Genomic DNA, 25,023 nt, shown 5'->3' with positions numbered 1-25,023 from the left:
TTATTAACTGAAACTTCGCAGTTCTAAAACTGCATTCGAACCTTGAAAACTCAATAAAAATTGGCAATTAAGTACCATCATGAAACCTGTAGCTGTCGCTGCATGGATGGTGTCAGTGCAGAAATGAAAGTATCGATCATTGATGATATTTCTTCTTCTCCAAGCTCAAATCTTTCTGCCATCATATCGGAGAACAGCTCCATGATCATCCTGAATGCCTGAACAAAAGTGACATCTGCAAGCTCATCTACAAAATAAGTGAACAGCTCGCCCAATGTGCGAGGATCTTCAGATTCCCTATTATCCACAGCAAGCATCATGTATCTGGCAAAAACGACAGCTGTATGCGCCGTCATTGCATCATACGAAAGCGATCTGCACTCATTAGCTAGCTTGAGGTAGCTCTTACATACCTTAAAAAACACCTCGATTTTCCAGCGTTTTGAGTAAATGCGGATCATCTCCTCTTCATCGATGTTGTAGTCTGTTGAGATAAGACACAGATAGTCCTTTCTGTTTGATCTGTTTCTAACAAATACGATTTTTACAGGAATCTTGCGGTCGTCCTTCTGAATTTCAACTACCAGAGAGAGAAGATATTTCGATCTGCCACGACGCTTGCGGTTCATTTTGTAGAGTTCTTTCAAAGTATACTTCCCGCCTCTGTAGATGAAAGACATTTTGTCAGAACGCTTGATCATTGCAATCACATCGTAACCGAGTCTTTCAACAGCTGTCAGTGTTTTAGGAGAAGCAAACCATGTATCAAAAAGGACATAATCAGCAGGTATCATAGCTTTTCTGGCTTCTTTGATCAGTTCGATCATTGCGTCTGTACCCTTCATCACAGAAAGCTTTCTGCGCTTGAATCCATTGCTCCTGCGGTCGACATCATTGCTGCTGATAAGTTTGTTCTCGTTTGAAGATGACAGCAGGATCTGGTTCACTGGTAGGAATGTATTGCCATCAGTCCATCCAAGAGTGAGCATTCTGAATCCATAAAGAAATTTCTTGTTTGCATGATCATAGATTTTGGATAGCATTTCCACTTTCTTCGAACAAGCTCTTGAGAAGATTGAGTCATCAACTATGAGGGCATTTACCCTATCCTCTGAAGTTGCAGGAGCAATAACATCCCTGCATATATTTGATGCAAGAAGTGTTGTAAAGCGAATCCAGTTGATACTGATGCTCTTCATGAACCGGTAGTACGTGTCCTTTGCAAAAGTGGCAGTATTGCTGCCAAGAAGCATATCCATGTACATGGACTTATTTTTGAAAACCAGCGCAAAGGCATACATCAGTATCTGCGCAGGGGCTATGCCTTTTGTCTTCCTGACATTTGATGCTTTTAGTATTGATGAAATTCGGAATCTCTCAAAAAAGATTCTGATTGAATCAGCATTCTGCTTAGAATCGAAGTCATTCTGTGATATAATTTTAGACAAGGCGTGAGTCTCCTTTTGGATGATTTTTGGTGGTACTTAAATTATACCAAATATAGAGGCTTCTCGCCTTTTTAAATGCCGGTTTTTATTGAATTTTCAAGGTTCTAGCGCACTTTTTATGTGCGAAGTTTAAGTTATTAAGTATATATGCATACATCTCCTGATTCTTATGCTGTGACTCAATCTGTGTTTGCAATCCGCGAGGTATATAAGGATTCTGTATAATTTCCCAAGTAATCTTATCTTTATATCCCAAAGATTTTGCCATACATTCCAACAATTTGTATTGAGCATTTCGAATCTTAATCAAATCTGCTTCATCTGGGTTCGTAATACAGTATTTATCATACAAGTCTTTCCATGCCATCCTTACTGCCTTGTCATCAGCAAAAACAATATCAATCATATTGAAAGCATCTACCGTTTCCGGAGTCCATGGATATATCCTAGTAACCATAAGTATTTTAAATATCTTTACTTTGTCATTTCGAATATCCTTGATTGTCTGTATTTTCTGCCCAACCACCACAGCAAATATAGGCCCCAAAATAATTGCCAATAAGTTTACTATATCCAAAACTTTCATAATATCATTCATTCCTCCTTTGCAAGTTGCACATTCAGGCACTGTCTTACTATTTTCTCAAAATCATCTTTTCCATGCTTGCATATAGGGCAGATGAAGTCATCTGGCATATCCTCGCCTACGTATTCGTAGCCACAGATGAGACACTTCCATATTGTCTCGCCCTTTGGTGTTGTTCCAACTGGATGTGGCTTTGGTTTGATATTGTCTTGATAGTACTGGTAGGTACAAGATGGTGCGTTAGAAAGGACTTCCATTGCAGTAGGTTCACATATAAAGAGAGTGTGCGAGCCTAAATCTACTTCTTTTTCTACTTTAAGAGAGAAGTAGGCATTTGTGCCGGTTGTGATATAAGGGATACCATTTTCTGCCATGGAATATGAATCAGCAGGGAAATTAGTGCCAAATTTGTCCACATCTCTTCCGGATTGGAAGCCAAAGTGCTTAAAGATATCAAAGGTAGCCTCGGTACTAAGAACAGAAATGCTGCATAGACCTGTTTCTTTTACCATGTCATGGGTGTAATTGGCCTTGTTGATGGCAATAGATATCCTGTTAGGATCCGATGCCACCTGAATTGCAGTATTTGTAATACAACCATTTTTCTTGTCACCTCTAACTGCGATGCAAACAAATAAACCATACGATAATTTGTACATTGCCTTTGTATCCATCTTAGTACCTTCCTTCCTGTAATATTAATCTCTTTTGCCCCTAAAAGTGATTTTATGTAACTAATTCTTTGTTATTGCTTATTCAACTACAAATTTCATCAAACACTTTTCTATATGCATCAGCAGTCTTCTTCCAGCTGAATTCCTCTGCAACGAGAGTTTTGCTTCTGTTCCCCATAGCAATGCGTTTTTCGTCATTAGTAGACAGCTCTGTGATCTTGTCAGCAAATTCATTAGCCTTTACCACATATCCATTTCCATTTATAAGTTCGTCACTGCCCTGGCATGGCGTCATGATTATAGGAAGGCCATAGGACATTGCTTCCAGTACCACGTTGGGCATGCCTTCTTTTCTTGATGGAAATACAAATATGTCTGCATTGGAATAGTACTCAGAAAGCTCTTCTTTGGATTTCTGTCCCTCGAAAGATACTATGTTCTCTATATTGCAGTTTTTAACTATTTCTTCTAGTGTCTCCCTATAGGGGCCATCGCCTACTATTCTGAGTTTAATAGTTTTACTGTTTTTGTTGTTTTCGCCGTGTTTACGGCAGTTATCATTTATAGCTTGTAACTGTGGTAATATATCTTGCAATCCCTTTCGCTCTATAAGGCGAGATACAAAGAGAAGGTTGATGGTGTTATCATCTATTTTGTGACTCTGAGTATTGTTAGTACTAACATCCGAAAACGCATTGATATCTGCTCCATTTGGAATAATCAGAATCTCTTGCTTATCATAGAAGTTCAGCGCCAGTTCTTTTAACCCCTTACTATTTGCAACAAGAGCATCAGCATTCTTCCAGATAGTCTTGATTGCAGGACCGATTAGCTTGTAAACTTTGGTAAATCTATCCTGAAATCCGGGGATATCTCCACCGCCGAAGCGGATGATATACGGAAGTTTATATTTCTTTTTCAGATAATATCCTATTGGGCCGCTTGGTATACCAAAGAATATCTGGCAGACATCAAATTTCTCTTTCTTCTGCAGTTTGTCTGCAACGGGCAGAGCCTTTACAAGGTAATCCATCATTTCCTTGAAGGAACAATGATCCAAGTGCTTGCGTTTGGATTTAAGTCTGTAAATATATACATTACTTTCGTAGGAAAGGATTTCTTTTTCCTGTTGGCCTTCATACCATACAGTTACTATATGAACTTCATTACCCTCCTTGGCATATTCTCTTGCCAAGTTCATGCAGGCGTTGGCTCCGCCACCGCCTACTGGGGGATATTCGTGGGAGATTATTAGGATTTTCATTTATATAATTCCTTCAGCCGCCTCTAAAACAGCTTTTTTATAAAAGCCCACTACCATAGTAGTGGGCCCTGTATAATTTTAGTTTTCTTTTTCTGAATCTCCAAACTCTTCTATAGACTTAACATTATATGGTGTATCAACATGTACGCCGTAGTAGGTCTTAATAAGAATTTCACTCATAAGGCCAAATGTGATCATAATAAGTCCGATAATTACAAAGAATATGGTTAGAAGTGGTGGGAAGATGTTATTAGACATCTTGCGGCCCATAGCAAAAAGGACAATTGACCAAACCCCACAGGCAAATCCCAGTATTTCAAATAAAAGTCCCATACCGCCAAGAAGATGCAACGGTCTTGTAGCATACTTATTCCAGAACCATACTGAGATCATGTCTACGAAGCCCTTGATAGTTCTTTTCCAGTTGTATTTTGTGTAACCGGAAGTTCTGGCTCTGTGGTTAACTACAACTTCGCCAATCTTGAAGCCCTTGATTTTGAGGATTGCAGGAATGAATCTATGCTGTTCACCGTATAGGTTAACACCCTTGAAGCATTCTTTTTTGTAAACTTTAAGGGAACATCCGCTATCCTGAATACCGTCGTGAACAAGAAGGTATCTCAGGAGATTAGCGCCTCTTGATACAAATCTTTTCATAAAAGTATCTTTTCTGTTCTTGCGCCACCCGGATACCACGTCAACATCGTGCTCTTCCAGGTATTCCAGCATGTTAGGAATATCTGCCGGATCATTTTGTCCATCGCCGTCCATGGTCACGATGTAATCGTACTGAGCTGCCTTGATTCCGGCATCCATAGCTGAGGTCTGACCAAAGTTCTTACGCATCTGGATGTATTTAAGAGGTCGCAGAGTTCTGCAGACTTCGTCTGTTTTATCTGATGAGCCATCATTTATGAAGATTATTTCGTATACGTAGTTGTTCTTCTCACAAACTTCCTTGATTTCTCTGTGAAGGTTGGCAATGTTGCCCTCTTCGTTGTACACAGGAACAACTACGGATATTCTATATTGCACTTTGTTTTATCTCTCCCTATAAGATTATTGCTCGATGAAATGCCATATAAATGCGCAGTTCCACGTATGAAGTATATACTACACAAGATGGGTTTGCAAACTTTGGTTGGTTACTGATCTGATGCGCACTGGTTGATGAAGTACACATTTTAACAGCCTTTTTCCTTCATCTCGTTACACTCGTATTCTTTTTGTTTCTTACATTGATTCAATCATCTTCCAACACTTTTCTTGCGTATGAACATGTTGCAATTATTTTAACATTGTTTCGCTCGGCTTCTTCTAGCAATTTATATACTAGACGTTTAGCTATTCCTTTGCCCTGATATTCTAGGGATACTCCTGTATGGTAGATATTCCAATCTCCATCAGTGATCTGATAGACACACTCACCTATCTCTTTTCCATTGTCCACAGCGACGCTTCGACAGTTTTCACGATCTAAAGTCACCCCTATATTATGCTTATACAGGCACGATAGGGCACCTGACGGGCACAGACTAATTGCCTGCCATATTTCTTTTGACTCAGCATTATTTAGATTGATCCATGGTTTTAGTCCTGGGCGAAAGGTCTTTGGACTTAAACTGATACATTTCTTAGCATGAAAGCACTTATCATAATTCCAAAATACTACTAAATCATCATTCTCATATGTTCTGTACATAATTATCTGTCCCTGTAGGAATGTAGAATCTTAGCTTTATAGGGCTATTTACATAGTTTCTAGTATCATGTTGGACACATTTTCACTTATACAATCCGCATATAGGTCTTCTATTTGGCTATGATCTACTATTTGGCCTTTATATTGCTGAGCAAATTCTGTCAGTTTCATCGTTATGTCATCCATATCCTGGCCTGGTGATACACTAAGTGCCATAGGATATCTATCCATATATGGAAGAGATGGGCAATTAGATATCTGACATATATTTAGAATCGGTTTGCCTGTATTTATGTATTCTATGAGCTTGGACGGCAGCATGTTCTTGATATTGTTATTAAGGTTAATGAGTATATGAGCTTCTTTCTGAGCCTTAATTGATTCTGATGAACTGACCCACCCATGGAGAACCAGCCTATCACCTAATACTTCCTTATATTTGGATACTGTTTTCTCTGATCCGCCACCATATAGATGCAGGATGTAGTTTTCTGGAAGCTTTGTGAATAGTTTTAGCATTAATTCTGGATTTCTGATGTCGTCATATAACTGACCCACATATACGAAGTTAATATTATCTACGTTACCAGTATCAGTATTAGTATTAGTTGCTTGGGCATACTTTTCTGTTTCTAAATTGTTAGATTGTCCACTAATAGTTGTCGCTCTTGTGCTTATCTTCTCAACTTTTGGTATACGGAACGTAACCAGCTTTTGGGTCAACATATCCGGCAAGTAATCCATATCATTACCAACAAAATCAAGTGCAAATATCTTTTGAGATGATTCAAATACATGCAATTCTTTTTGAAGGTGCTTTTGTCGGGCTTTCTGCGCTGTTGATGGATTATTAGTATATGGATCCATCATGATGACGTACTTATTGGTGCTGATATTAGCATCAGCTAGCGCATCTGCAATGTAAAATGGTTCAGTCACAGCAATTACGGAATCAAAACTATGTTCCGCACATACTTTCTCAATCTGTCTCTTATATTCATTCCTAATTTCTGATGACTCGAAGCATTTCTTATCAATGAGCTTCTGAAGGAATACGGGATGCGAACATATATATGTCGCTTTCCAAAGAGAAGATGCGTGAATCCACTTATCGCCCTTAGTAACGTCGTTTAATATATCATCTTCCGTAACTTTGAAATTCCATACTCCATTAAGAGTTGATGCCTTTTCTTTATCGAGTTCATGGTATTTATCTTCTCTAGCAAGACAATATACTTCGTGGCCGCTAGCAATCCAATTCCTAGCAAGTTCATATACTATGCCTACGTTCGCGCCGCAGCTAGAGGAAAGATTGTCTAAAATTAGTAGGATTTTCATTGAATTTCAGTCCTTTATAACCACTAATGATATATTATTTTTGAGAGGGTAAGGTCGGAAAGTAACCTCCTCGAGACAAATTCTTAATGGATTGTAATTCCTCGACCACAACATTTATATAAGCATAAAAATGGTATACTACACCTAACGGGTATAGTATACCACATGTAGTCCCATTTACTATGCTTACATACCTGGAAATCTATGATTTGGTTTCAAAAATCCTCAAGCAAAGAGTCTTTCGATAATCGTGAGAAATAAATAATAACAAATCGTTATAAAACAGATACCCTACCACTTCAAACTTATCCAGTAACGCTATAAATATATTAATTGCAATCCAGATATAAACTTTGTTCGCTTCAGCATTTTCCAATTCGACCAAACTAGATAATAAAGATAGTGAAAGTACTGCTACCTGGGTCAAGATAAACATAACAATCTTCGTAATGCTAACCAAGATACCTTCAGCTGATTGGGAATAACTCTCTTTAATTGCATCAATTAGGATGGGCCAATCAATTATCTGATTATCTTCTCAAAATCATCCTTACCATGCTTGCATATCGGGCAGATGAAATCATCAGGCATATCCTCGCCTACATATTCATAGCCGCAGATAAGGCATTTCCATATTGTCTCGCCCTTTGGTGTTGTTCCAACAGGCTGTGGCTTAGGCTTAATATTGTCCTGATAGTACTGGTAAGTACAGGATGGTGCATCGGATAGAACTGTCATGAAGGTAGGCTCACAGATGAAGAGAGTATGAGAGCCCAGGTCTACCTCTTTTTCCACCTTAAGAGAGAAATAGGCATTAGTTCCGGTCTTTATGTATGGGATACCATTTTCTGCTATATCATACTCAATAACTTTATCAAGCTTACCCAGTGTCTCTGAGCCAAATTTGTCTACGTCTCTACCAGACTGGAATCCGAAGTGCTTGAAGATATCAAAGGAAGCATCGGTACTAAGAACAGAAATGTTGCACAGGCCTGTCTCTTTTACCATGTCATGGGTATAATTGGCCTTGTTGATGGCAATAGAGATTCTGTTAGGATCTGATGCCACCTGAACTGCAGTGTTGGTGATACAGCCGTTCTTCTTGTCACCTCTGACTGCGGTGCAAACGAATAAACCATAGGACAATTTGTACATTGCTTTTGTATCCATCTTAGTACCTTCCTTTGCCATTTGTTGATTTCTCCTAATTTAAATCCATTCTCTTGCAATTATTTATTGTTTCTGTTCGTCATTTTTTCAATTTTGCATTTATGCCTTTTTGTCTTGGAATCATAACTGATTCCACATAACACGATTTCTCCATGTACATTTTCAAATAATTTATGATACTTCTTCTCATGAATCTGACTGATAGCTCCCTCTGCAATAGTGTCAACCTTGAGCTCAATCAGAAGTATCGGCATATGAACATTAGGCATAGGAATGTATACCAAATCCGCATATCCATGACCTGATGGCAATTCCTCCACTTTGATGTAATTATTCGCGCAACTGATATATGCAAATTTAACGACTGAGCGAAGAGCTTGTTCATCATTATAAAAAAATGGAGAAACGCCAAATGTTCCAGCATCGTGCACATTCTGAATAGCGCGCGCAACTGCATCTTCATTGCCCTCAATTGTATCCATTATTAGTTGGTCTGATTCTTTAATAATTCTAGTCGTAACCTCATGATCACCACCACGAATAGTGCTGATGAACTCTCTTTTTATTTCTTCATTGGGAATTCTAACCTTTCCAGTTTTCACATCATAGGCAAGATAACCCAAATGAATCAAAAGAGATAACACATCGTCACGGTTCTGGATGGATGTCATATCATTTTGAAATGTAGCAGTATCTACAGGCATCTCGTTTCCGCCAATCATCTGTATTAAATCCGCCTGTAAACCATTAGTATCAAGATTAATGTATTCTCTAAGAGCTTCATAGGTTTCCGTTTTGGACCAATAGGAATCATAAACTCCGGTACGCACTGCCTGACTAACAGAATTAGGATTATAAACTTCACCTATTTTAGGGAAAGAGTATCCATCATACCAGATTTTAAGCTTTGTTTTATTTACAGAATACTGTGTAGACAAACTATCTATATCTTTTTTTGTAAAACCTACATATTCAGCAAAGATAGATGGCTGGATCATAGTATACTCTCTAAAATCAGATATTGCTGACTGATGCCCGTATTTCTTAATCGGAAGAATACCTGTCATGAAAGCTCCAGCTATTACTCTGTCAGTAACATTGCCATTTTTAAAAAGCTCTCTGAGTAAGTTAATGTACTCTTCCTGTAGCTTGGTCTCAAATTTATATTCTCTAAAAAGAGCATCCCATTCATCAATAATAAAGAAAAACTTATCTTCTCCAGATTCAACTATATTAACGAGTGTCTCTCCAAGTGATAATGTACTAGGCACCGAAAATGCTGCACTAAGCTCGTTCACAATTGCTTTTTTAACGTTGTCTACAATGTTTGAAACTTCTTTTGACGATGAAATAAATCCGGTAATGTCCAGATATATTACATTAAACTGATTCATGTATTGAAGAGACGGATCATCTTTTTCAACATTTCTTCCAACAAATAATTCTCTTGAATCTACTGATTTATCATAATATGCCCCAAGCATCTTGGCCGTATATGATTTGCCAAATCGTCTGGGTCTGCTGATACATGTCAATTTATCCGGAGTATTTATCGTACTGTTAATAACATTGATAAGGCCTGTCTTATCAACGTATAACCCGCTTAGTATTGATTTAAAATTTTCATTTCCAGGAGCTAAATATAGTCCCATTTATCGCACTCCTTGTTTTTCCTGTTTCTGATGCCTATTGATTTCTTTAGATTATAACATACTTATCTGATTATCTTCTCAAAATCATCCTTCTATCAATGTTCAATGCACTTCTTAATATATTTCGCTCTTGTACTTGCAAGATGTTTGTCTATAAATGAACAGTATAAGTCCTTATCTATTTCTTTTCCCGCTAGGTACTGATCCATTGTGGCCTTGAATTCATCGTAGTCTTTGATATTAGGACATATCTTGCTAAGCTCAAGCTCTCTTGTCTCTTCATTGTCAGTATACCTGCCGATGAGATGGCAATAGAAAACCGTACTCTCGTAGACTCTAGCTGTAACCAGGTCAGCTCCGCCAAATACGTCTCTACTATTATCGCATTTAGGGGTCGACACAATACTCACCCTGGCTCTTCGCATCATATCTACAAACTCTTTTCTTCCAGGGAGTTTGCCTATGTCTCCTCTTATAGTTGATACATAGCTTAGGGATGCATTCTGACCCTGATATATGTACTCAACCTCAGGATGTTCTTTGCAGTACTCCAGCATATACTGATGAAGTAGTGGATTCTTTCTGCCTATCTGGACCACATCTATATCTTTTTCCGGTACTGTATCTGAATAGTACTGGTCTGAAGCGCACTGGTTTATGAAGTACACGTTTTCACAGCCTTTTTGCTTCATTTCGTTATAGATATCCTTGGATGCAACAAAAAAGGCCGGAAGATTTTTGGTTGCTGCCATGATCTCATCAATCATGTTTCTGGCAAAGTCGAGATATATTGGGATTATGTTCTTGGTAGGAAGCATGTAATAGCCTTCCGCATCCATCACTATCAGGACTCCCATTTTGTCTTTGTCTGTTATTTTATATTTACGGATATAACCGGGGATGGCTTTGTGGAGTGCTCTATAAAGCCTTCTCTTAGCCTTGTCAATAATAGTATTAGGAAGAGCCTGGACTTCTGTTCCCCACTCCTTGGCAAATACATCTTCCCATTCGAATATTGCATCCCATGATGGCCACGTGATGTAGCCTCTTTCTGAATATACTTTCATGTCAGTTCCTTTTCTTGTTTAGCCTAATTTTCCTGCCACTTCTTTGGCAACTGCTTCCGGAGAGAATTTCTCCTTGCAGGACTCAGATACTTGTTTCATATGATCTCCGCTAAATCTGCGGTTGGTGCTCATGGAGTCTCTTACCATTCCCTTCATAGCCTCGGCAAGGGCATCTACGTCATCTACTGGTATGAGGATTCCATTTGTATCATCTACAAAGTCCTCCGGGCCGCCGCACTTAGTGGCGATAACAGGAGTTCCTGTAGCAAGTGCCTCGATATACACAATTCCAAAGGTCTCAGAGCGGCTCGGAAGCACGAAGCAGTCGCTGTGAGATAGGTTATCTGCAAACTCTTTTCTTACATATGATCCGGTGAATGTAATGTTATCCAGTATTCCTAGCTCTGATGCCATGTTTCGTATTATTGGTAGTTCCGGGCCGTCACCCATGATTGTGAGATGGGTCTTTGTATTTGATATATTCTCTTTAGATAGTTCAGTGCTGTTATCTTCCAGCTCAGCGATTAACTTGGCATAGGCCCTGACAAGTATATCAAAGCCCTTGCCATGATTAGCGCTGGCCGCAGAGAGGAATTCAAATGTCCTGGTGTTAGTGCGCTGTGTTTCTGAATTCTGTTGCCGTTGTCTCAGATCACTATACTTAAATTCGCTAAGGTCAACGATATTAGGAATCACAACGCTGTCTGCGCCGTAGTTTTTCTTAACGTCTCTGGCAAGGGCGTTACTAACTGCTATTACAGTTCTGGCACCCTTTAGCGCTTTTTCTTTTCTCTTCTCTATGTCATCTCCCTCATTGAGAGGTGTGATGTGTTCTGTTACAACATAAGGGATGTTCCTGCTCTCGCAATAATCCGTTACGGAAATGACCTGCTGACAGCAGTGGACGTGAATGCAACGGGGAGTTCCAAACTCTTTTTCTATTCGGCGGATTGCCCTCTTAAACGAAAAATCCTGAGCCTTATATTTGAGTCTTGGCGAAAATGGCCCCCAGGGGAAGTTGTACACGACAACAGGAATTCCTGCTTTTTCAAATCTGTTATAGCCCCACTTGCGTAACCTCCTGAAGGATCTCATATCCAGGGCCAGGAACACTGTCTTTTCACCGATATTATGAAGAGCCTTGGCCTGATCGAACTGGAACAGGCCATTTAGTGGATACTTCTCTGAGGGGCATCCCCAGGACACTTCCAATATGTAATTGGCTCCTATCACTTTTTTATCCATTAAATGATTTTCTCCTCTAAACCTGATAATTATACCAGACAAAGTTTTTTATTTCCTCATCACTGTAATCCCCTGAAGTTTCTATGTGCGCAAGTAGGTCAGGGTATTCCTCGATCTTTACTCTCTGATAACCGTTTTTATCATAGAATCTAAGAGCTCTGGCATTCTTGGAATCTACGCACCAATATATTTGTGATAAGGGTTTCTGTAGTTCTTTTCCCAAGCTGGCGTAGCCCAGGATCTCCTTCATGCCTGCGGCGGATAAGCCTTTTCCGGTGGCGGCTCTTCGGATTACTATACCAAACTCGGCTATGCCAAGGTCGTAGTTTATATCCTTAAGGCTAACTGTGCCCATGTACTCGTCGTTGTCATCTGCTATCGCCAGATGAAGGTTACTGCTGTCTGTGGCAGCTCTTTCTATGAATGACTTGCAATTATCTATTGTCATGCTTGCAAAGTTCTTGTGAAGGTCCTTGACCAGGTCTTCGTCGTGCATCCATTCCAGCATTAATGGGGCATCTGATTCTCTTAATCTTCTTAACATAATCAACCTCTATACAATTTCGCTATAAAAATTATCAAATCACCTTTTTGTCGGTAATTCAATCGAATTTCACCGACAAAAATGTGATTTAGATGGTGCCTTATTATTTAGTGGGAACTTTTAGTTTGGATACCTCAACTACCGGAACTATGTTACTTACATCATCTTTTTTCATGAAGCAAGCGGCATACAGAGGATATGTATTAAATCCATCTCCCATACCCACATTTGTATCTGAAAACTTTACGCCGGGATGTAATCCATATTTCTTGGGATTAGCAAGCACATATTTCATGCTGGTAGCTCTGTTATTTGAAGATTTGCATTCAACAACAAACACTTCTCCGTTTCGTTCAAACAAAAAATCAATTTCCGGAGATCCGCTGGGAGCATGAAAATAGAACAGTTTGTATTCATTTAAAACCAGTGCAGAAGCAATCATATTTTCAGCAATTGCCCCTTTGTATGCGCTCATATCTCCTGCCAATATCTTGGCTGGAGTTTCCTCTCCCAACATAGATACCAATAATCCGGTATCTACAAAAAAAGCTTTGAATTCAGAAGCTTTTTTGACCCCTTCCAGCGGAAATGACATCTCTGTTGTGTTATATGATCGGACTACAAGGCCTACATCCACCAGATATTGCAACCCATCCGCCTTCTCAGGTGAATGGCCCTTAACATCCACAAGGCTATATTGAAACTTCTTGTATTCCTTGGATAATTGTGTGGGCATGGAATCCAGGCAAGCCTCTGCTCGTAGCTTGAGAACTTCGTTGACCTTATCAGTTCCTGCGATATCCTTGTATCTTCCAAAATCATCCCGAATGGATTTAAGTATTCTCTGCTGAATGCTCCTAACTGCATTCAAATCATGATTTTCAAAAAAAGTATTAACCGCCTCAGGCATACCTCCAACTATAAGATATTGCAAATATAATGCCCTGATGCTATCGTGAATACTCTTGTCTATAGTCTCGTTATTATCGAGTCTCTCCTGGACGTAATCCAGCACCTTGGTATCCATTCCTGTATTGATAATAAATTCCTCGAACGAAAGAGGATACATAGTAAGCTGTTCCTCATAGCCTACCGGAATTCCTCTAACATAGGGTTCTCTAAATCCCTTGACACCCAAAAAACTCCCTGTAGCTATAACGTCATATCTTCCATCAATATCCCAATATTTGAGAGAGCTTCTGGCATTTGGACAATCCTGAATCTCGTCCAAAATAATAAGCGTTTTACCAGGAACAAATCTCGTAGATGGCATATTGGCAGAAATTGCCATAACCATATTGTCGACATTAAAATCACCTTCAAATGCCTGATGAATCGTATTATTGGCACGAAGATCTATATATATACAGCTGTCATAGAACTCTTCTCCAAACTTCCTGACTATGTATGTCTTGCCTGTCTGCCTCAGACCCTTTATCACCAAGGGGTGATGATCAGTTTCTTTCCATTTGATCAGTTTTTCCCATATACTTCTTTTGAGCATGTCAAAACCTCCCTATTTACTACATTCTAGACTATTCCTTGTCATTTTTCAAGAGATTTTAGTTGGAACTTTTGTTATTTTTAAGATGTTTTAGCAGTCTATTTTTGTCATTTTTAAGAGGAACGTTTGTTCGCGGTAATTTAGGAGTGGCAGATGAACGGAAGATGTGCAGGCCTATAAAAAAGGCTGGCGGAACTATGTTAATAAAGTTCCGTCAGCTTTCAGATTGTATTATTATGCCACTAATTGTTTCTGCCATTTTCTGAACTAATAAAATATATTAAATAATAATTTAATTTAGTTTCAAGATACTGGTTGGGTGATGTAACTAAATTCCATATATTTATAAATGTTATTTCACTAATTATTCACATTTTAATCCCCGTTTGTACACAGGTTTTATGGTATTGTATACAGGCTGTCGCTTGAAAGCCCCGCATCAATGCTGAAATACCTCGCTTTCGCGCCCTTTGCACCAGGTCTTGTGCGAAACGGTATTTGTTCTGGCATCATATTAAAATTTGGTGGCTAACAAGCGCATAATCGCCAACTGAATACCTCGTCCTCAGCACCCTTGAACATTCCGCATGAGGCAGTATTCGTTCTAATGGTTTTATGTAGGGCAGAGTCGTTCACTGCTCTACTGTCTATATTCACTTCTTATTCTAACAAATAAATCATGCACATATAGCGCTTATTTTTCAATAATGCGTTATATGTGCATTTTTTACTTAATCTTATGCATATGAGAACATGCTCAAATGCTGCTTAGCTTTGTTGGATAAATCAGTAGTTTTCCGCCTTGAGCTGGAAATAATCCCTTGGATGATTACATACAGGGCAAAACTCCGGAGCTTCTTTTCCTACTACGATATGTCCGCAGTTACTGCACTGCCATACACAGTCGCCATCTCTTGAGAAAACGAGCTTGTCTTCTACGTTCTTGAGAAGCTTTCTGTAGCGCTCTTCGTGCTCTTTTTCTATTGCGGCAACGCCCTCAAAGAGCTCTGCAATCTCATCAAAGCCCTCTTCTCTGGCCTTCTTGGCAAAGGATGGATACATTTCTTTCCACTCATAGGCTTCACCATCAGCTGCATCCTTGAGGCAGTCTACTGTGGTTCCGATTCCTGTGAGAATCTTGTACCAGATCTCAGCATGTTCTTTTTCATTGGCTGCTGTCTCTGCAAATATATTGGAAATCTGCACATAGCCTTCCTTCTTGGCCTTAGAAGCAAAGAAGGTGTATTTATTCCTCGCCTCAGATTCTCCGGCAAATGCTGCCAAGAGATTCTTCTCTGTCTCTGTGCCCTTTAAATCCTGCGCTCTGTTTCTCCACTTGTTTTCTGCCATTGTAGTACCTCCTTGATGTTGTAAGTGTGTTATTGTTCATTCTGCTTTTTGAAAGCTTCAAGTTCTGCTGTGAGTCTTTTGATAGTTTCATCTTTTTCCGCGATCACAGCGCCGAGTCTTTCCTCTGTCTCCTTGACACCATCTGCATGTGCAGTGGCGAGCATTTCACGGTATCTACGCTGTCCTTCCAAAATCTCAGCAGTTTGATTGTCAGTATTCAATGTAAATATCATAGTACCAACCTCCTCGATATCAGGATTATCTCCTGCCAATGCTGTAAATTCCTCCCAGGTAGAGGCATTAAACAGTTTTGCCCAATAAACCAAATTGTTTTCTTCATCTGATTTAGTTGCCAGATCTATGTGGTTTAATTGTAACACGTTTATACCGAAATTATTAGTATATGGCTGATGAGTTTTCGTATTGAGAAGCAGGTATTCTGCGTAAAACTCCGGATGCTCCGGAAATAAATCTTGATCCGTAATGCAGTAGTGCCTTGTTGGCTTTAATTCAGAATAATTATCGCCCTCTTTGATGCTATCGAATGCCCTGCACATGTAGAGAATTGAACGATCTGTCCAATGTCTGTCATTGTAGGTCTGAAGCTCTATATTCATAACCTCGCCATTATTTAGCATAAGCTTCAAATCCATCACTGTCTCTTTTACATAGGAATTAAGATCAATGGGATTCAGGACTTCGATAGAAAGGACATCTTCCGGAGAAATCCCTTTAAGAGCACACACTAGACCTATCAATGCCCTTTTTGATTTCTGCATTACGTAATGAAATAATAGGTCACTTCTTAATGTGAACTTAATTCGACCGGTTGCAGTTTTAAAACTTACAGGTTTGCAGCTTTCTTCGCTGCACTTTGATTCTTGATTTGACATGTAGTCTCCTTCTTTCTTTTTGCATATATTTGCATATAATTGGGATAATGCAGCGATATGCTGCTCTGTCATGAATATGACAGCGTGCTCAGAATAAGCACAAAAGAAAGGCTACCACATATTGCCCAGAAAATCTTTGCGATTTTCTTAAGATTTATTAAAGATTTTTGGGCGTTTTCTTAAGAAATTAACGGTATTACGTATCCGACAGTTGAAATTTAGAGAAACTCTCTATATCAAAACGCCCCCGCAGCGCATAATGATACGCTGCGAGGGCTTTTCCTCATATTCATAACACTTTCTATAACAATTATTTATCACTGCTGTTTCCAACGTGCATAATAAGTTACGCTCTCTTCGCCAAGAGTTGTAGTCTCTGTAAGCTGCTCACCTTGCTGTGTCAGATCATCAGGAGTTGTCCACCAGCCATCGAAGACATAGCCTGTCTTGGTAGGATTCTTTGCTGGCTTAAGCTTCCAGATGTTTGTGCCGTACTGCTTGTCGTAAACATTAATTGTTTGCTGACCGTTCATAGGCTCAAAGTATACATTTTGGTAAACCACTGCCCAGAAACCATAGTAGGTTCTGTTTCCTGTGACCTTGGTGTTCTTGTTAGCAGCGCTAACCTTGGTATTCTTAGCATAGTTGTTGGCTGTGTACCATCCTGAGAACGCATAGCCAGGGATGTGCTCAAATGATGCCTCGATTTCCTCAGTAAGTGAAGCTACTTCTGTTCCGTAATCTGCCTTAACAGTCTTAGATCCAAGGTTCTTGCCATATGAGAAAGTAACTGTGTACTCAATAGGCTTCCATACGCCGTAGAGCTTAACGTTTCCGCTAGCATCAGCATACTGGAAGAGGTCTGTTGCCATGGAAACTGCTTTCCTGTCTGTAAACTCAGCTGTTGTAGCATCTGCAGTGGTTGCCCATCCAAGGAAAGTATGTCCTGTAACCTTGAAAGCGTTGGCTGTAAGGGCCTTCTTTTCTGTGTACTTGTAGGCCTGAACTGTCATCTTGCCTGAAGCTGTCATGCCCTGAGGTGCATTTGCATTAAAGTTCACCTTGTAGGACTTAACTGCCCACTGAGCGAACAGGGTCTGGTCCTTGGTAATTGCAACCTTGGTAGCACCTGTAACCTTAGTTCCCTTGGAAGCTGCAGTGTACCAACCGTTAAATGTATAGCCTTCTCTTTCTACAACAGGAAGATCTCCGTAAGTTGCAGCATATGTTACTGTCTGCGCTGCAGGAGCGGCCTCCTCTGTCGCATAGTTAAGATTAAATGAAACCTCGTAGTTATTAGGTGTCCATCCGGCTGTGAGTGTTGTGTTAGCTGTGATCTGAACCTGATCACCCTCTTCAATCTTCTGATCTCCAAGATACCAACCTGCGAAGGTATAGCCTGTCTTCTTGGCATTTCCAACTGTAGGAAGCTCAGGATATGTTCTGGTATAAACTACGTCTTTTGCCGCAAGCTTAGCACCGCCTGTTACGCCTGTTCCCCAGTTAAAAGAGATCTTGAAGGTAGAAGGCTCAAACTTAGCATAGTACTGGTTGCCGTATTCATTATCTGCAACCATAACGTCTGATGTAACCTGGTTCTCAGCTGAGCACTGAGCATCTCTATACCATCCCTTGAAGTCGTAGCCGGCTCTCTTAGGTGTTCCAAGGGCCTGAAGAAGGCTCTGGTTAACAGCTCCGAGTCTGTCAGCTGCAGCAACTGCGGCTGCTCCGTCCACAACATGGTTAACTTTCAGGGTCTGATAAATTGTTGTATTAGCTATACCGCTGACAGTTGTACTCCATGCGCCGACAAGATAGCCGCCTGTAGAATCCTTCAAACGTGTTCTTACACGTACGTAGTACTTCTTGCCAGGGAGATTTTCTATCTGTGCATAAGGTGCATCGCATATTACAGTCTGTACACCATACAGGAATGTAGGATTTGAAGCATACTGCATCTCAAAATCAGTACGATTTCCTGTAGATGACCATGTAACTGAGAGATTCATCTGGTCAGTCTCGCCGCCTCTCATGTAATATGCTGTAACCCTTTCAGGCTTAGAAACTGAAAGCTTACCGCCATCCCACTGAGGATAAATAGTTACTGCCTTAGTGGAATAGAGAACGCAGGATGTGTATACTCTTTGTCCTTGTTCATTTACATAGCTATTCATATAGCCCTGAACCCACTGCTTAGCCTGAGAAGCATTAAGGTTACCTGTTGGTGCCTTAGGTGAAAGCGCAAGGACAGTCCAGTTAGGTGTTGCGTATCCAGCTCTTTCATATGTTGCAAGGCTATCAATAATAGGCTTGATATCCTCTGAGTATCTCACCTTCTCTTTTAACACAACTGTGTTCTTGGATCCGTTGTAAAGTCCGCCGTTAGGGTTAAAGGAAAGCTTATAAGTAAGCTCCTCAAAGTAAGCTACAAAGCTTAAATCCTCTGTATTCTTAGGTCCAACCTTAGTTGCATAGCCGTTTTTGTCAAGAGTTACGTTTGCATTGTGCGCTCCTGCCTCTTTCCATCCAAGGAACTTGTAGCCTGTTCTCTTGAGCACAGGAAGAGTGAGATTCTTGGTGTAAGTGTAGGTCTTAACATCAGCCTTGAGAGCATTGTATTCCTGACTGATATCTGTATAAACTGTGCCATCATCACTGCCGTTTACGATTACCGCACAATCAACGTTGTAATCAATAGCATTTGTATTTGGTGTCCAAATAGCATAGAGCTTAACAAACTTATTTCTATCAGCCTTTGCAAAAAGATCTGCCACATTTGCGTTAGCTCCGCCGGAGAGGACAGCTCCCTTGTTGGTCAAAGAGAATCCTGTAAGGGTATAGCCTGCTCTGCTCCATGAGTAGTTGTCAAAAGAAAGAGCTGCTGTAGTATCACCCTGCTCGAACTGAGCAGTTGCTCCATCTACCATGTAGTCAGCGCCTGCTGTAGCAACGGCCTTTTCTGCACCTGCTGCAAATACATCACCAGCGTTAGGAACAAGCTTGATCTTATAGGTCTGTGGCTTCATAACAGCAATTAAATATCTGTTCTTGAAAAGCTCACATTCAGCCTTGATAGTGAGGTTTTTAGCTGAGTCAATCACATAGTCTTTGCCGGCTTCTCCGGGAAGTTCCTCAATTGTACCTGTGCCGTCATTAGCTACGATCTTCCAGCCATCTACTGTGTAACCTGTAATCTTAGGAGCTGTGATCTTATAATCCCTATTCTTGTCGTAGTAGTATGTCTTCTCACCCTGGAGTGTTGATTCACCACCTGCCAGATCAGGCATCCAAGCTGTTGTTACATAGTACTTCTCGTTTTCTTCAGTTGCATAAAGGTAAATGTCAGTTCCTGTTGTCTTAGTTGCAGCTACAATATCAGAAATCTTATAGTTTGTGCCAAGGGCATACTTAACAGTACCTCTCTGAGCATCTCTTGTGTTAAGAGCATATCCCTTGATACTCTTTCCTTCTGTGATAACTCCTTCCTTAGCAAATTCTTTTGTAAGATCCATAAAGTTCATGGTATCTGTGTAGAGCTTATCACTTTGATAATTCAGAGCATAATCAATTTCACCGTTCTTATCCATCAGGTGAACTGTATAAGTCATAGGAACATAGTCAGCATACAGTACAACATTTCCGTAGCTTTCCGGAGTAAGGGTATAACCCTTTATCTTGTTTGCATCGTTCTCATCAGCCACATAAGTGAAGCTTGCTGTTGGAGGTGTAGCAACAGGCTTATTAACAAGAGTCCAGCCTGCGAAGCTATAACCTGTCTTAGTAGGAACGCCAAACATTACCTTGCTTGAATCTGCAATAGATGCGTTTGTGTAGTTCTTAGCTGCTGTAGCAAGCTTTCCACCATTAAGATTGTAAGTAATAGTGTAAGTGATTGGTGTCCAGTTTGCTGTAATCTCTATTTCTTTTCCCGCAACTGTAGTAAGGTTCTTGATTGCTCCGTTTGCAGCAATTGTCTTAACCTTGCCGTCATCGCCAACATATGTCCAGTTCTTAAAGTTGTAGCCGTTTCTTGTAGCTTTCAAGCTAGCAAGAGAAATAGAATCATCATATCTCATAGTGCACAATGATTCAGGCCACTCATAAGGGAAAGAACCACCATTTAAATTAAAGCTGTAGGTGTAACTAATCTTCTGCCAGTTTGCATAAAGAGTTACATTTCCTGTCTCACAATCGCTGCCCTTACCAAGGCCTGTAACTGTCTGTCCGTTTACAGTCCATCCGGTAAAAGTATAGCCTGTTCTTACCATCTGCTGGCTTGTAGGCAGAGTGTAAGTTGTAGAATATGAGTATTTAACCGGAAGCTTATCTGTTCCTGTGTACTTACCGCCGTTAAGGTTTGTCTTAACTGTGTAGCTCTGTGGTGCTGACCAAACTGCTGTGAGTTCTACAGTTTTGCCTGCTCCTGTAAGGTTCTTGAAAGATGCAGTAGGCTTAAGTGTTACCTTCTGCTTTCTGTCGTTAACATATGTCCAGCCGTTAAGTGTATAGCCCTTTCTGAGAATCTCTCTTCCTGTGAGCATGTACTGCTGGTCTACATAAACAGTTGCATACTGGATGAGATCATCATCAGAATCAATTGTTCCGATTTCACTTCCTACAAAGTCTGCAGGATCAAAGTTGTCCACGTTTCCTACGAGGAACTTAACTGTATAATACTCGGAAGTTTCCTCCCACTGAGCATAAAGATCTACTGTAACCTTAGCTGCTGTTGAAGGGAATGCATTGATAAGCTCTTCAACAGTTGTTGTGTTTGCAAAAAGAGCTGTTCCTGAGTTCTGAGCCCATCCCTCGAACTTGTCAGCATTGGCTGCTGTAAATATATTTTTTCCAAGAATTGTCTGAGGATCCAGTGTCTTAGTAGCATCTACTGAAAGCTTGTAAGTCTTGGCAATCTTTGTGTCTTTTGCCAGGTTGCTATGGAAGTTAACTGTATAAACAGCGTCTGTCCAGTGAGCATAAACCTTGTCAGTTCTTGCGTTTGCAGGTGCAAACTTAGTTGTTCCCGGTGTAACCTTTGTTCCGCCAACTGCAGCTGTGTACCATCCTGCGAAAGTATAGCCTACGCGAGTTGGGTTAACTGCTGGAACGTTCTTAGGATAAACTGCGCCATAAACAGCTGTTGTAGAAACCTCGTCCTCACCTGCAAATGTACCGCCGTTTGCATTGTAGTAAATAGTGCAGTTCTTGCCTTCCCACTTAGCGTATACAGTTACAGCCTTGCCTGAAGCAAAGGTAGTCTCGTCAACTTCCTTGGTGAGCTTGGCATCAGCGTACCAGCCTGCAAAGATGTAGCCGTTTCTTGTAGCAGGAAGAAGTTCAACCTCATCTCCCTTTGTGTAATATGAAGGGTTATTGTTGTTGTTAACGCCGCCGTTAAGTGTGTATGTGATCTTGCCTACTGTTGTAGCAATAGCTGATGCTACAGTAATTGTTGCGATGTTAGATCTTACGCCGTTGATCTGGGCATAGACCTTAACTGTTCCTTCTGCCTGAGCACGAACATTACCCTCATCATCGATGGCTGCAGGTAAAATGCTGTCGCGGTTTGAATTTCCGCATACTACAGAAGAAATAATATATCTTACGTTGTCTTCTGATTCTCCTGTAACCTGGGCATTAAGCTTGGCTGTTCCGCCGATATTGAGCTTAATTGTTGCAGGAGTAAGCTTTATAGTAGGGTTAGCCTTAGGGCTTGCTGTCCACTTAGCATAAAGTGTAACTGTTGCCTTTGGTGTGTAGGATTCTCCGTATGAAGTCTTCTTTGTTGTCTTCGCCTTAACTGTGCACTCCTGATCCTCGTACCAGCCGGCAAAAACCTTCTTGCTGTCATGTCTTACTCTATTTGTATAGTATGTTACATCTACATCTTTTCCTGGTGTAACAGGTGCAGTTATTGCTGTGACACCTGTATTTGCGCCTGAATATGTAGTTGATGTTTCATCAAAATATCCGCCATTTGCATCAAATGTAACTTTATAAGAAGTCACAAACTTAGCGTACAGATCTGTTATCTCCTGAGGGAAAACAAGTCTGTCCATTCCGCTCTGAGTCTTAATATAACCGTATTTTTTGGTGCACTCAGGATCTGTGTACCATCCTGCAAAAGCCATGTCAGGATCTTTTGGGGAAACCTGGATAATACGAGACATTGAGTTTGAAGACCACTCTTTTACCTCGATTACCATTTCATCTTCGTATTTAGTATATCCATTTTCAAGAATTGTTGCGCCTTCTGCATGAAGAGTAACAGTTCCAATGGTCTCACCGCTGTTTGGACCGGTACCTATCTGGTCTCCGATAGTATTTTTCTTGCCATAAACAGTGATATTGCTGTTAACTACTGTATAAAAGTTCAGGCCCTTGCCTGTCTTATCATAGCCCCATGTATAGGCCATGTTGTCATCATTATCATGAGCTGCAGGAGCCAGGAGTACAAAATCTCCAAGGGTTCTTCCTGCGGGGGCTGTAAATTTGAGTGTTGTGCGAGTCTCATCTGTAAATTCAAGGTATGGATCTGTTTCTACTCTAACCTGACCATCCTGTGTAGTAAAAGCTGCATTATAATCAATAGTTGCATTCTCAGCTGCCTGGAATGTAACTGTTACTGCATTCTTCCACTCAGCAGTAAATACCATGTCGCTGGTAGGAATAAATCCGGAAGAAGGCATATAATAAGAGTCATTTCCGCTTATAACCTCGGCGCCCTTGTTGATCAAACCACCCTGATTTGAAAAATAGTATTTCTCATTGCCGCAGATCCAGTAGCCTGTTGGAACCTGGCTACCATTTATGCTGTTTGCAGTTGCAAAATCAATTATAGGAGAAGCGTTAACCTTTGAATTGTATGTAAGAGGCTGTCCCTTCTTAACTTCGATAACTACTTCCTTGCTTCCGTCTGTAAAGTTGGCATAATCCTTGCCTGGTCTGAATGTAATCTTGTAGCTGTCTGTTCTTCTATAACCTGCGTAGAATGACTTGTCAGTTGTAACAATTGTATTCAGAAGATCAACTGCGCTGATTCTCTGAGTACAAGCTTCATCAATAAACCATCCGTCAAATGCATAATCCTCGTTATTTGGTGTAGGATCGTAAGGGATATATTTGTATACCCAGTCTGTTTTGTTATTTGTATATGTACCAAATTCTGAAAGGCGTGTGTTTTCCTGAACTTCAATACTAGCTTCTGTTTTGTCTTCGTTATAGTTACCTGCATAACTGTCATTGCCGCTAAAGCCTTCAAAAGTTCCCTCTCCGGCGTAGAAAGTAACCTTAGGATTAGCTGTAGCTGTAAATGTCATATCGCTTGTAGCTCTGACATTCATGACATCGTCGCCATAGAATTTTGCGCCATTCTGGTCTTTCCAATAGATGAATACCTTATCAGAATTTTCCAGGCTTCTTACCTGATCATAATGATTCCAGGCATAGTACATGTACCAACCAATTGGCTGAGTGCTATTCTTTGGAACACGAATTGTCTTAGTCTTCTCTTCGCCTTCTTTTGTGCCATCCTGTGCAACAGAGTCGCTGATACGGCCATCTTCTCCGGCATAGAAGGTGATTGTGTAATAATCTGTAGTCCAACCTGCGTAGAGAGTTTCACCAAGTTCTACTCCGCTAAGGTTTCTTGCTGATTCACTTGAGGTATCACTTGCAAGCTGTGTGCCGTCTGCGTCCCAGTACCAACCTGTGAATGCAGCGTTCTCTTTTACCGGCCAATCTCCTGCAATTTCATTTGAACTCTGATTGAAATTCTCAAGCTCAGTATTTCCTACGAAAGTTCCCCCATTTACATTAAGGGTAATTCCATCACCATTGGCGCTCTTAACAACAATTTTCTTGTTATCAAGATTGTCAAGAATAAGAGGCTGTACTTCAAGTGAAGCCTCACCCTCTTTTCCCTCTGTATTTGTATTATTGTCATCCCCAGAGTTCTCTTCATTCTGAAGCTTCTCTGGATCTGTGCTTTCTTTATCCGCGTCCTTGGTGTCATCAGCACCAGTACCATTGGTGTTTGTATTGTCTCCACCATTGGTGTTTGTGTTGTCACCACCATTGGTGTTTGTGTTGTCACCGGTGTTTCCGTTATTATCATCACCAAAAATAATGACATCATTATTTCCATTGCCATTACTTCCGGTCAATGTAATGCCTGATTTCTCCAGTGGAGTTGTAGAAAGTCCATCCCCTGATTCATCCGTGATATCAGTAGAAAAGAGATCATTTGCATTGTCATTAGCATAAGCAGGTACCACTGACTGGATCACCATTGCTGCTGCCAAAAACATTCCCATGAACTTCTGAGTGAATTTCATTTTCATTTTTACACGCCTCTCCTTGGTTTGTGTTTCTAATACACTATCTCAATGGCAATACCCACATTGTCTCTGCCATAAGATTTTTACTCAATAAAATAGTCATGATGCTATGTTTCATAACATCATGACTATCATTCTTGATTTTACCCAAGGACAAATATAATACTTCGTTTTAACTTTTTGAACACTTTTTTGAAGATTTTTTGTCGTTTTTGCAACGGATTTTCACAATTTGGACACAATTGGT

At 40.4% G+C, this 25,023-nt stretch carries 16 protein-coding genes; all 16 read right to left on the bottom strand.

All coding sequences use genetic code 11. The annotated features are described in order from the left end of the window. Positions 1-77: 77 nt before the first annotated feature. The 16 genes from G613_RS0109130 to G613_RS0109045 all read right to left on the bottom strand — a co-directional run bounded on the left by G613_RS0109130 (position 78) and on the right by G613_RS0109045 (position 24,779). Positions 78-1,448 (bottom strand): IS4 family transposase, encoded by a 1,371-nt coding sequence (locus G613_RS0109130; RefSeq protein WP_029232373.1) that lies wholly within the window; start codon positions 1,446-1,448, stop codon positions 78-80. Between the two features lie 85 nt (positions 1,449-1,533). Next, positions 1,534-2,034, bottom strand: a complete 501-nt coding sequence (locus G613_RS17980) for a DUF6680 family protein (protein WP_029232372.1) — start codon at positions 2,032-2,034, stop codon at positions 1,534-1,536. Between the two features lie 8 nt (positions 2,035-2,042). Beyond that, on the bottom strand, positions 2,043-2,708 hold the full coding sequence (locus G613_RS0109120) for a flavin reductase (protein ID WP_029232371.1): 666 nt from the start codon (positions 2,706-2,708) through the stop codon (positions 2,043-2,045). Positions 2,709-2,790: 82 nt separating this feature from the next. Further along, complete coding sequence (locus tag G613_RS0109115; RefSeq protein ID WP_029232370.1) at positions 2,791-3,972, bottom strand: glycosyltransferase family 4 protein; 1,182 nt, start codon at positions 3,970-3,972, stop codon at positions 2,791-2,793. A 78-nt stretch (positions 3,973-4,050) separates the two neighbouring features. After that, positions 4,051-5,007 (bottom strand): glycosyltransferase family 2 protein, encoded by a 957-nt coding sequence (locus G613_RS0109110; protein ID WP_029232369.1) that lies wholly within the window; start codon positions 5,005-5,007, stop codon positions 4,051-4,053. Between the two features lie 208 nt (positions 5,008-5,215). Further along, complete coding sequence (locus G613_RS19185; protein ID WP_081647832.1) at positions 5,216-5,674, bottom strand: GNAT family N-acetyltransferase; 459 nt, start codon at positions 5,672-5,674, stop codon at positions 5,216-5,218. 48 nt (positions 5,675-5,722) lie between these two features. Beyond that, complete coding sequence (locus G613_RS0109095) at positions 5,723-7,012, bottom strand: hypothetical protein (RefSeq protein WP_029232367.1); 1,290 nt, start codon at positions 7,010-7,012, stop codon at positions 5,723-5,725. A 522-nt stretch (positions 7,013-7,534) separates the two neighbouring features. Then, a complete protein-coding gene (locus G613_RS0109085; RefSeq protein ID WP_029232365.1) occupies positions 7,535-8,182 on the bottom strand; it encodes a flavin reductase family protein in 648 nt (215 codons plus the stop codon). Between the two features lie 59 nt (positions 8,183-8,241). Next, entirely contained in the window at positions 8,242-9,834 is a 1,593-nt protein-coding gene (locus G613_RS0109080) for an AAA family ATPase (protein ID WP_029232364.1), read from the bottom strand. Between the two features lie 95 nt (positions 9,835-9,929). Further along, complete coding sequence (locus G613_RS0109075) at positions 9,930-10,901, bottom strand: hypothetical protein (RefSeq protein WP_029232363.1); 972 nt, start codon at positions 10,899-10,901, stop codon at positions 9,930-9,932. 18 nt (positions 10,902-10,919) lie between these two features. Continuing rightward, a complete protein-coding gene (locus G613_RS0109070) occupies positions 10,920-12,146 on the bottom strand; it encodes a glycosyltransferase (RefSeq protein ID WP_029232362.1) in 1,227 nt (408 codons plus the stop codon). A gap of 16 nt (positions 12,147-12,162) precedes the next feature. Continuing rightward, the gene (locus G613_RS0109065) at positions 12,163-12,690 is read right to left on the bottom strand and encodes a GNAT family N-acetyltransferase (RefSeq protein ID WP_051151053.1); all 528 of its coding nucleotides are present in this window, start codon (positions 12,688-12,690) and stop codon (positions 12,163-12,165) included. Positions 12,691-12,793: 103 nt separating this feature from the next. Beyond that, positions 12,794-14,194, bottom strand: a complete 1,401-nt coding sequence (locus tag G613_RS0109060; protein ID WP_029232360.1) for an ATP-binding protein — start codon at positions 14,192-14,194, stop codon at positions 12,794-12,796. Between the two features lie 786 nt (positions 14,195-14,980). Next, entirely contained in the window at positions 14,981-15,544 is a 564-nt protein-coding gene (gene rbr, locus G613_RS0109055) for a rubrerythrin (RefSeq protein ID WP_029232359.1), read from the bottom strand. A gap of 29 nt (positions 15,545-15,573) precedes the next feature. Continuing rightward, complete coding sequence (locus G613_RS0109050; protein ID WP_029232358.1) at positions 15,574-16,437, bottom strand: Rpn family recombination-promoting nuclease/putative transposase; 864 nt, start codon at positions 16,435-16,437, stop codon at positions 15,574-15,576. Between the two features lie 317 nt (positions 16,438-16,754). Then, positions 16,755-24,779: an InlB B-repeat-containing protein gene (locus G613_RS0109045; RefSeq protein ID WP_029232357.1), complete on the bottom strand. Its 8,025-nt coding sequence runs from the start codon at positions 24,777-24,779 to the stop codon at positions 16,755-16,757. Between the last annotated feature and the right edge of the window lie 244 nt (positions 24,780-25,023).

It is taken from the genome of Butyrivibrio sp. VCB2006 (genome assembly GCF_000420945.1).
Taxonomy (GTDB): Bacteria; Bacillota; Clostridia; order Lachnospirales; family Lachnospiraceae; genus Butyrivibrio.
The sequence above is the reverse complement of the archived record's forward strand: the minus strand, read 5'-3'. Positions and strand labels throughout refer to the sequence as shown.

What these genes read in the sequence shown, in the direction of transcription:
- G613_RS0109120 (WP_029232371.1), bottom strand. Translation starts at nt 2,708, where the DNA reads ATGGATACAAAGGCAATGTACAAATTATCGTATGGTTTATTTGTTTGC.
- G613_RS0109080 (WP_029232364.1), bottom strand. Translation starts at nt 9,834, where the DNA reads ATGGGACTATATTTAGCTCCTGGAAATGAAAATTTTAAATCAATACTA.
- G613_RS0109045 (WP_029232357.1), bottom strand. Translation starts at nt 24,779, where the DNA reads ATGAAAATGAAATTCACTCAGAAGTTCATGGGAATGTTTTTGGCAGCA.
- G613_RS0109050 (WP_029232358.1), bottom strand. Translation starts at nt 16,437, where the DNA reads ATGTCAAATCAAGAATCAAAGTGCAGCGAAGAAAGCTGCAAACCTGTA.
- G613_RS0109115 (WP_029232370.1), bottom strand. Translation starts at nt 3,972, where the DNA reads ATGAAAATCCTAATAATCTCCCACGAATATCCCCCAGTAGGCGGTGGC.
- G613_RS0109065 (WP_051151053.1), bottom strand. Translation starts at nt 12,690, where the DNA reads ATGTTAAGAAGATTAAGAGAATCAGATGCCCCATTAATGCTGGAATGG.
- G613_RS0109095 (WP_029232367.1), bottom strand. Translation starts at nt 7,012, where the DNA reads ATGAAAATCCTACTAATTTTAGACAATCTTTCCTCTAGCTGCGGCGCG.
- G613_RS0109085 (WP_029232365.1), bottom strand. Translation starts at nt 8,182, where the DNA reads ATGGATACAAAAGCAATGTACAAATTGTCCTATGGTTTATTCGTTTGC.
- G613_RS0109060 (WP_029232360.1), bottom strand. Translation starts at nt 14,194, where the DNA reads ATGCTCAAAAGAAGTATATGGGAAAAACTGATCAAATGGAAAGAAACT.
- G613_RS17980 (WP_029232372.1), bottom strand. Translation starts at nt 2,034, where the DNA reads ATGAAAGTTTTGGATATAGTAAACTTATTGGCAATTATTTTGGGGCCT.
- rbr (WP_029232359.1), bottom strand. Translation starts at nt 15,544, where the DNA reads ATGGCAGAAAACAAGTGGAGAAACAGAGCGCAGGATTTAAAGGGCACA.
- G613_RS19185 (WP_081647832.1), bottom strand. Translation starts at nt 5,674, where the DNA reads ATGTACAGAACATATGAGAATGATGATTTAGTAGTATTTTGGAATTAT.
- G613_RS0109070 (WP_029232362.1), bottom strand. Translation starts at nt 12,146, where the DNA reads ATGGATAAAAAAGTGATAGGAGCCAATTACATATTGGAAGTGTCCTGG.
- G613_RS0109075 (WP_029232363.1), bottom strand. Translation starts at nt 10,901, where the DNA reads ATGAAAGTATATTCAGAAAGAGGCTACATCACGTGGCCATCATGGGAT.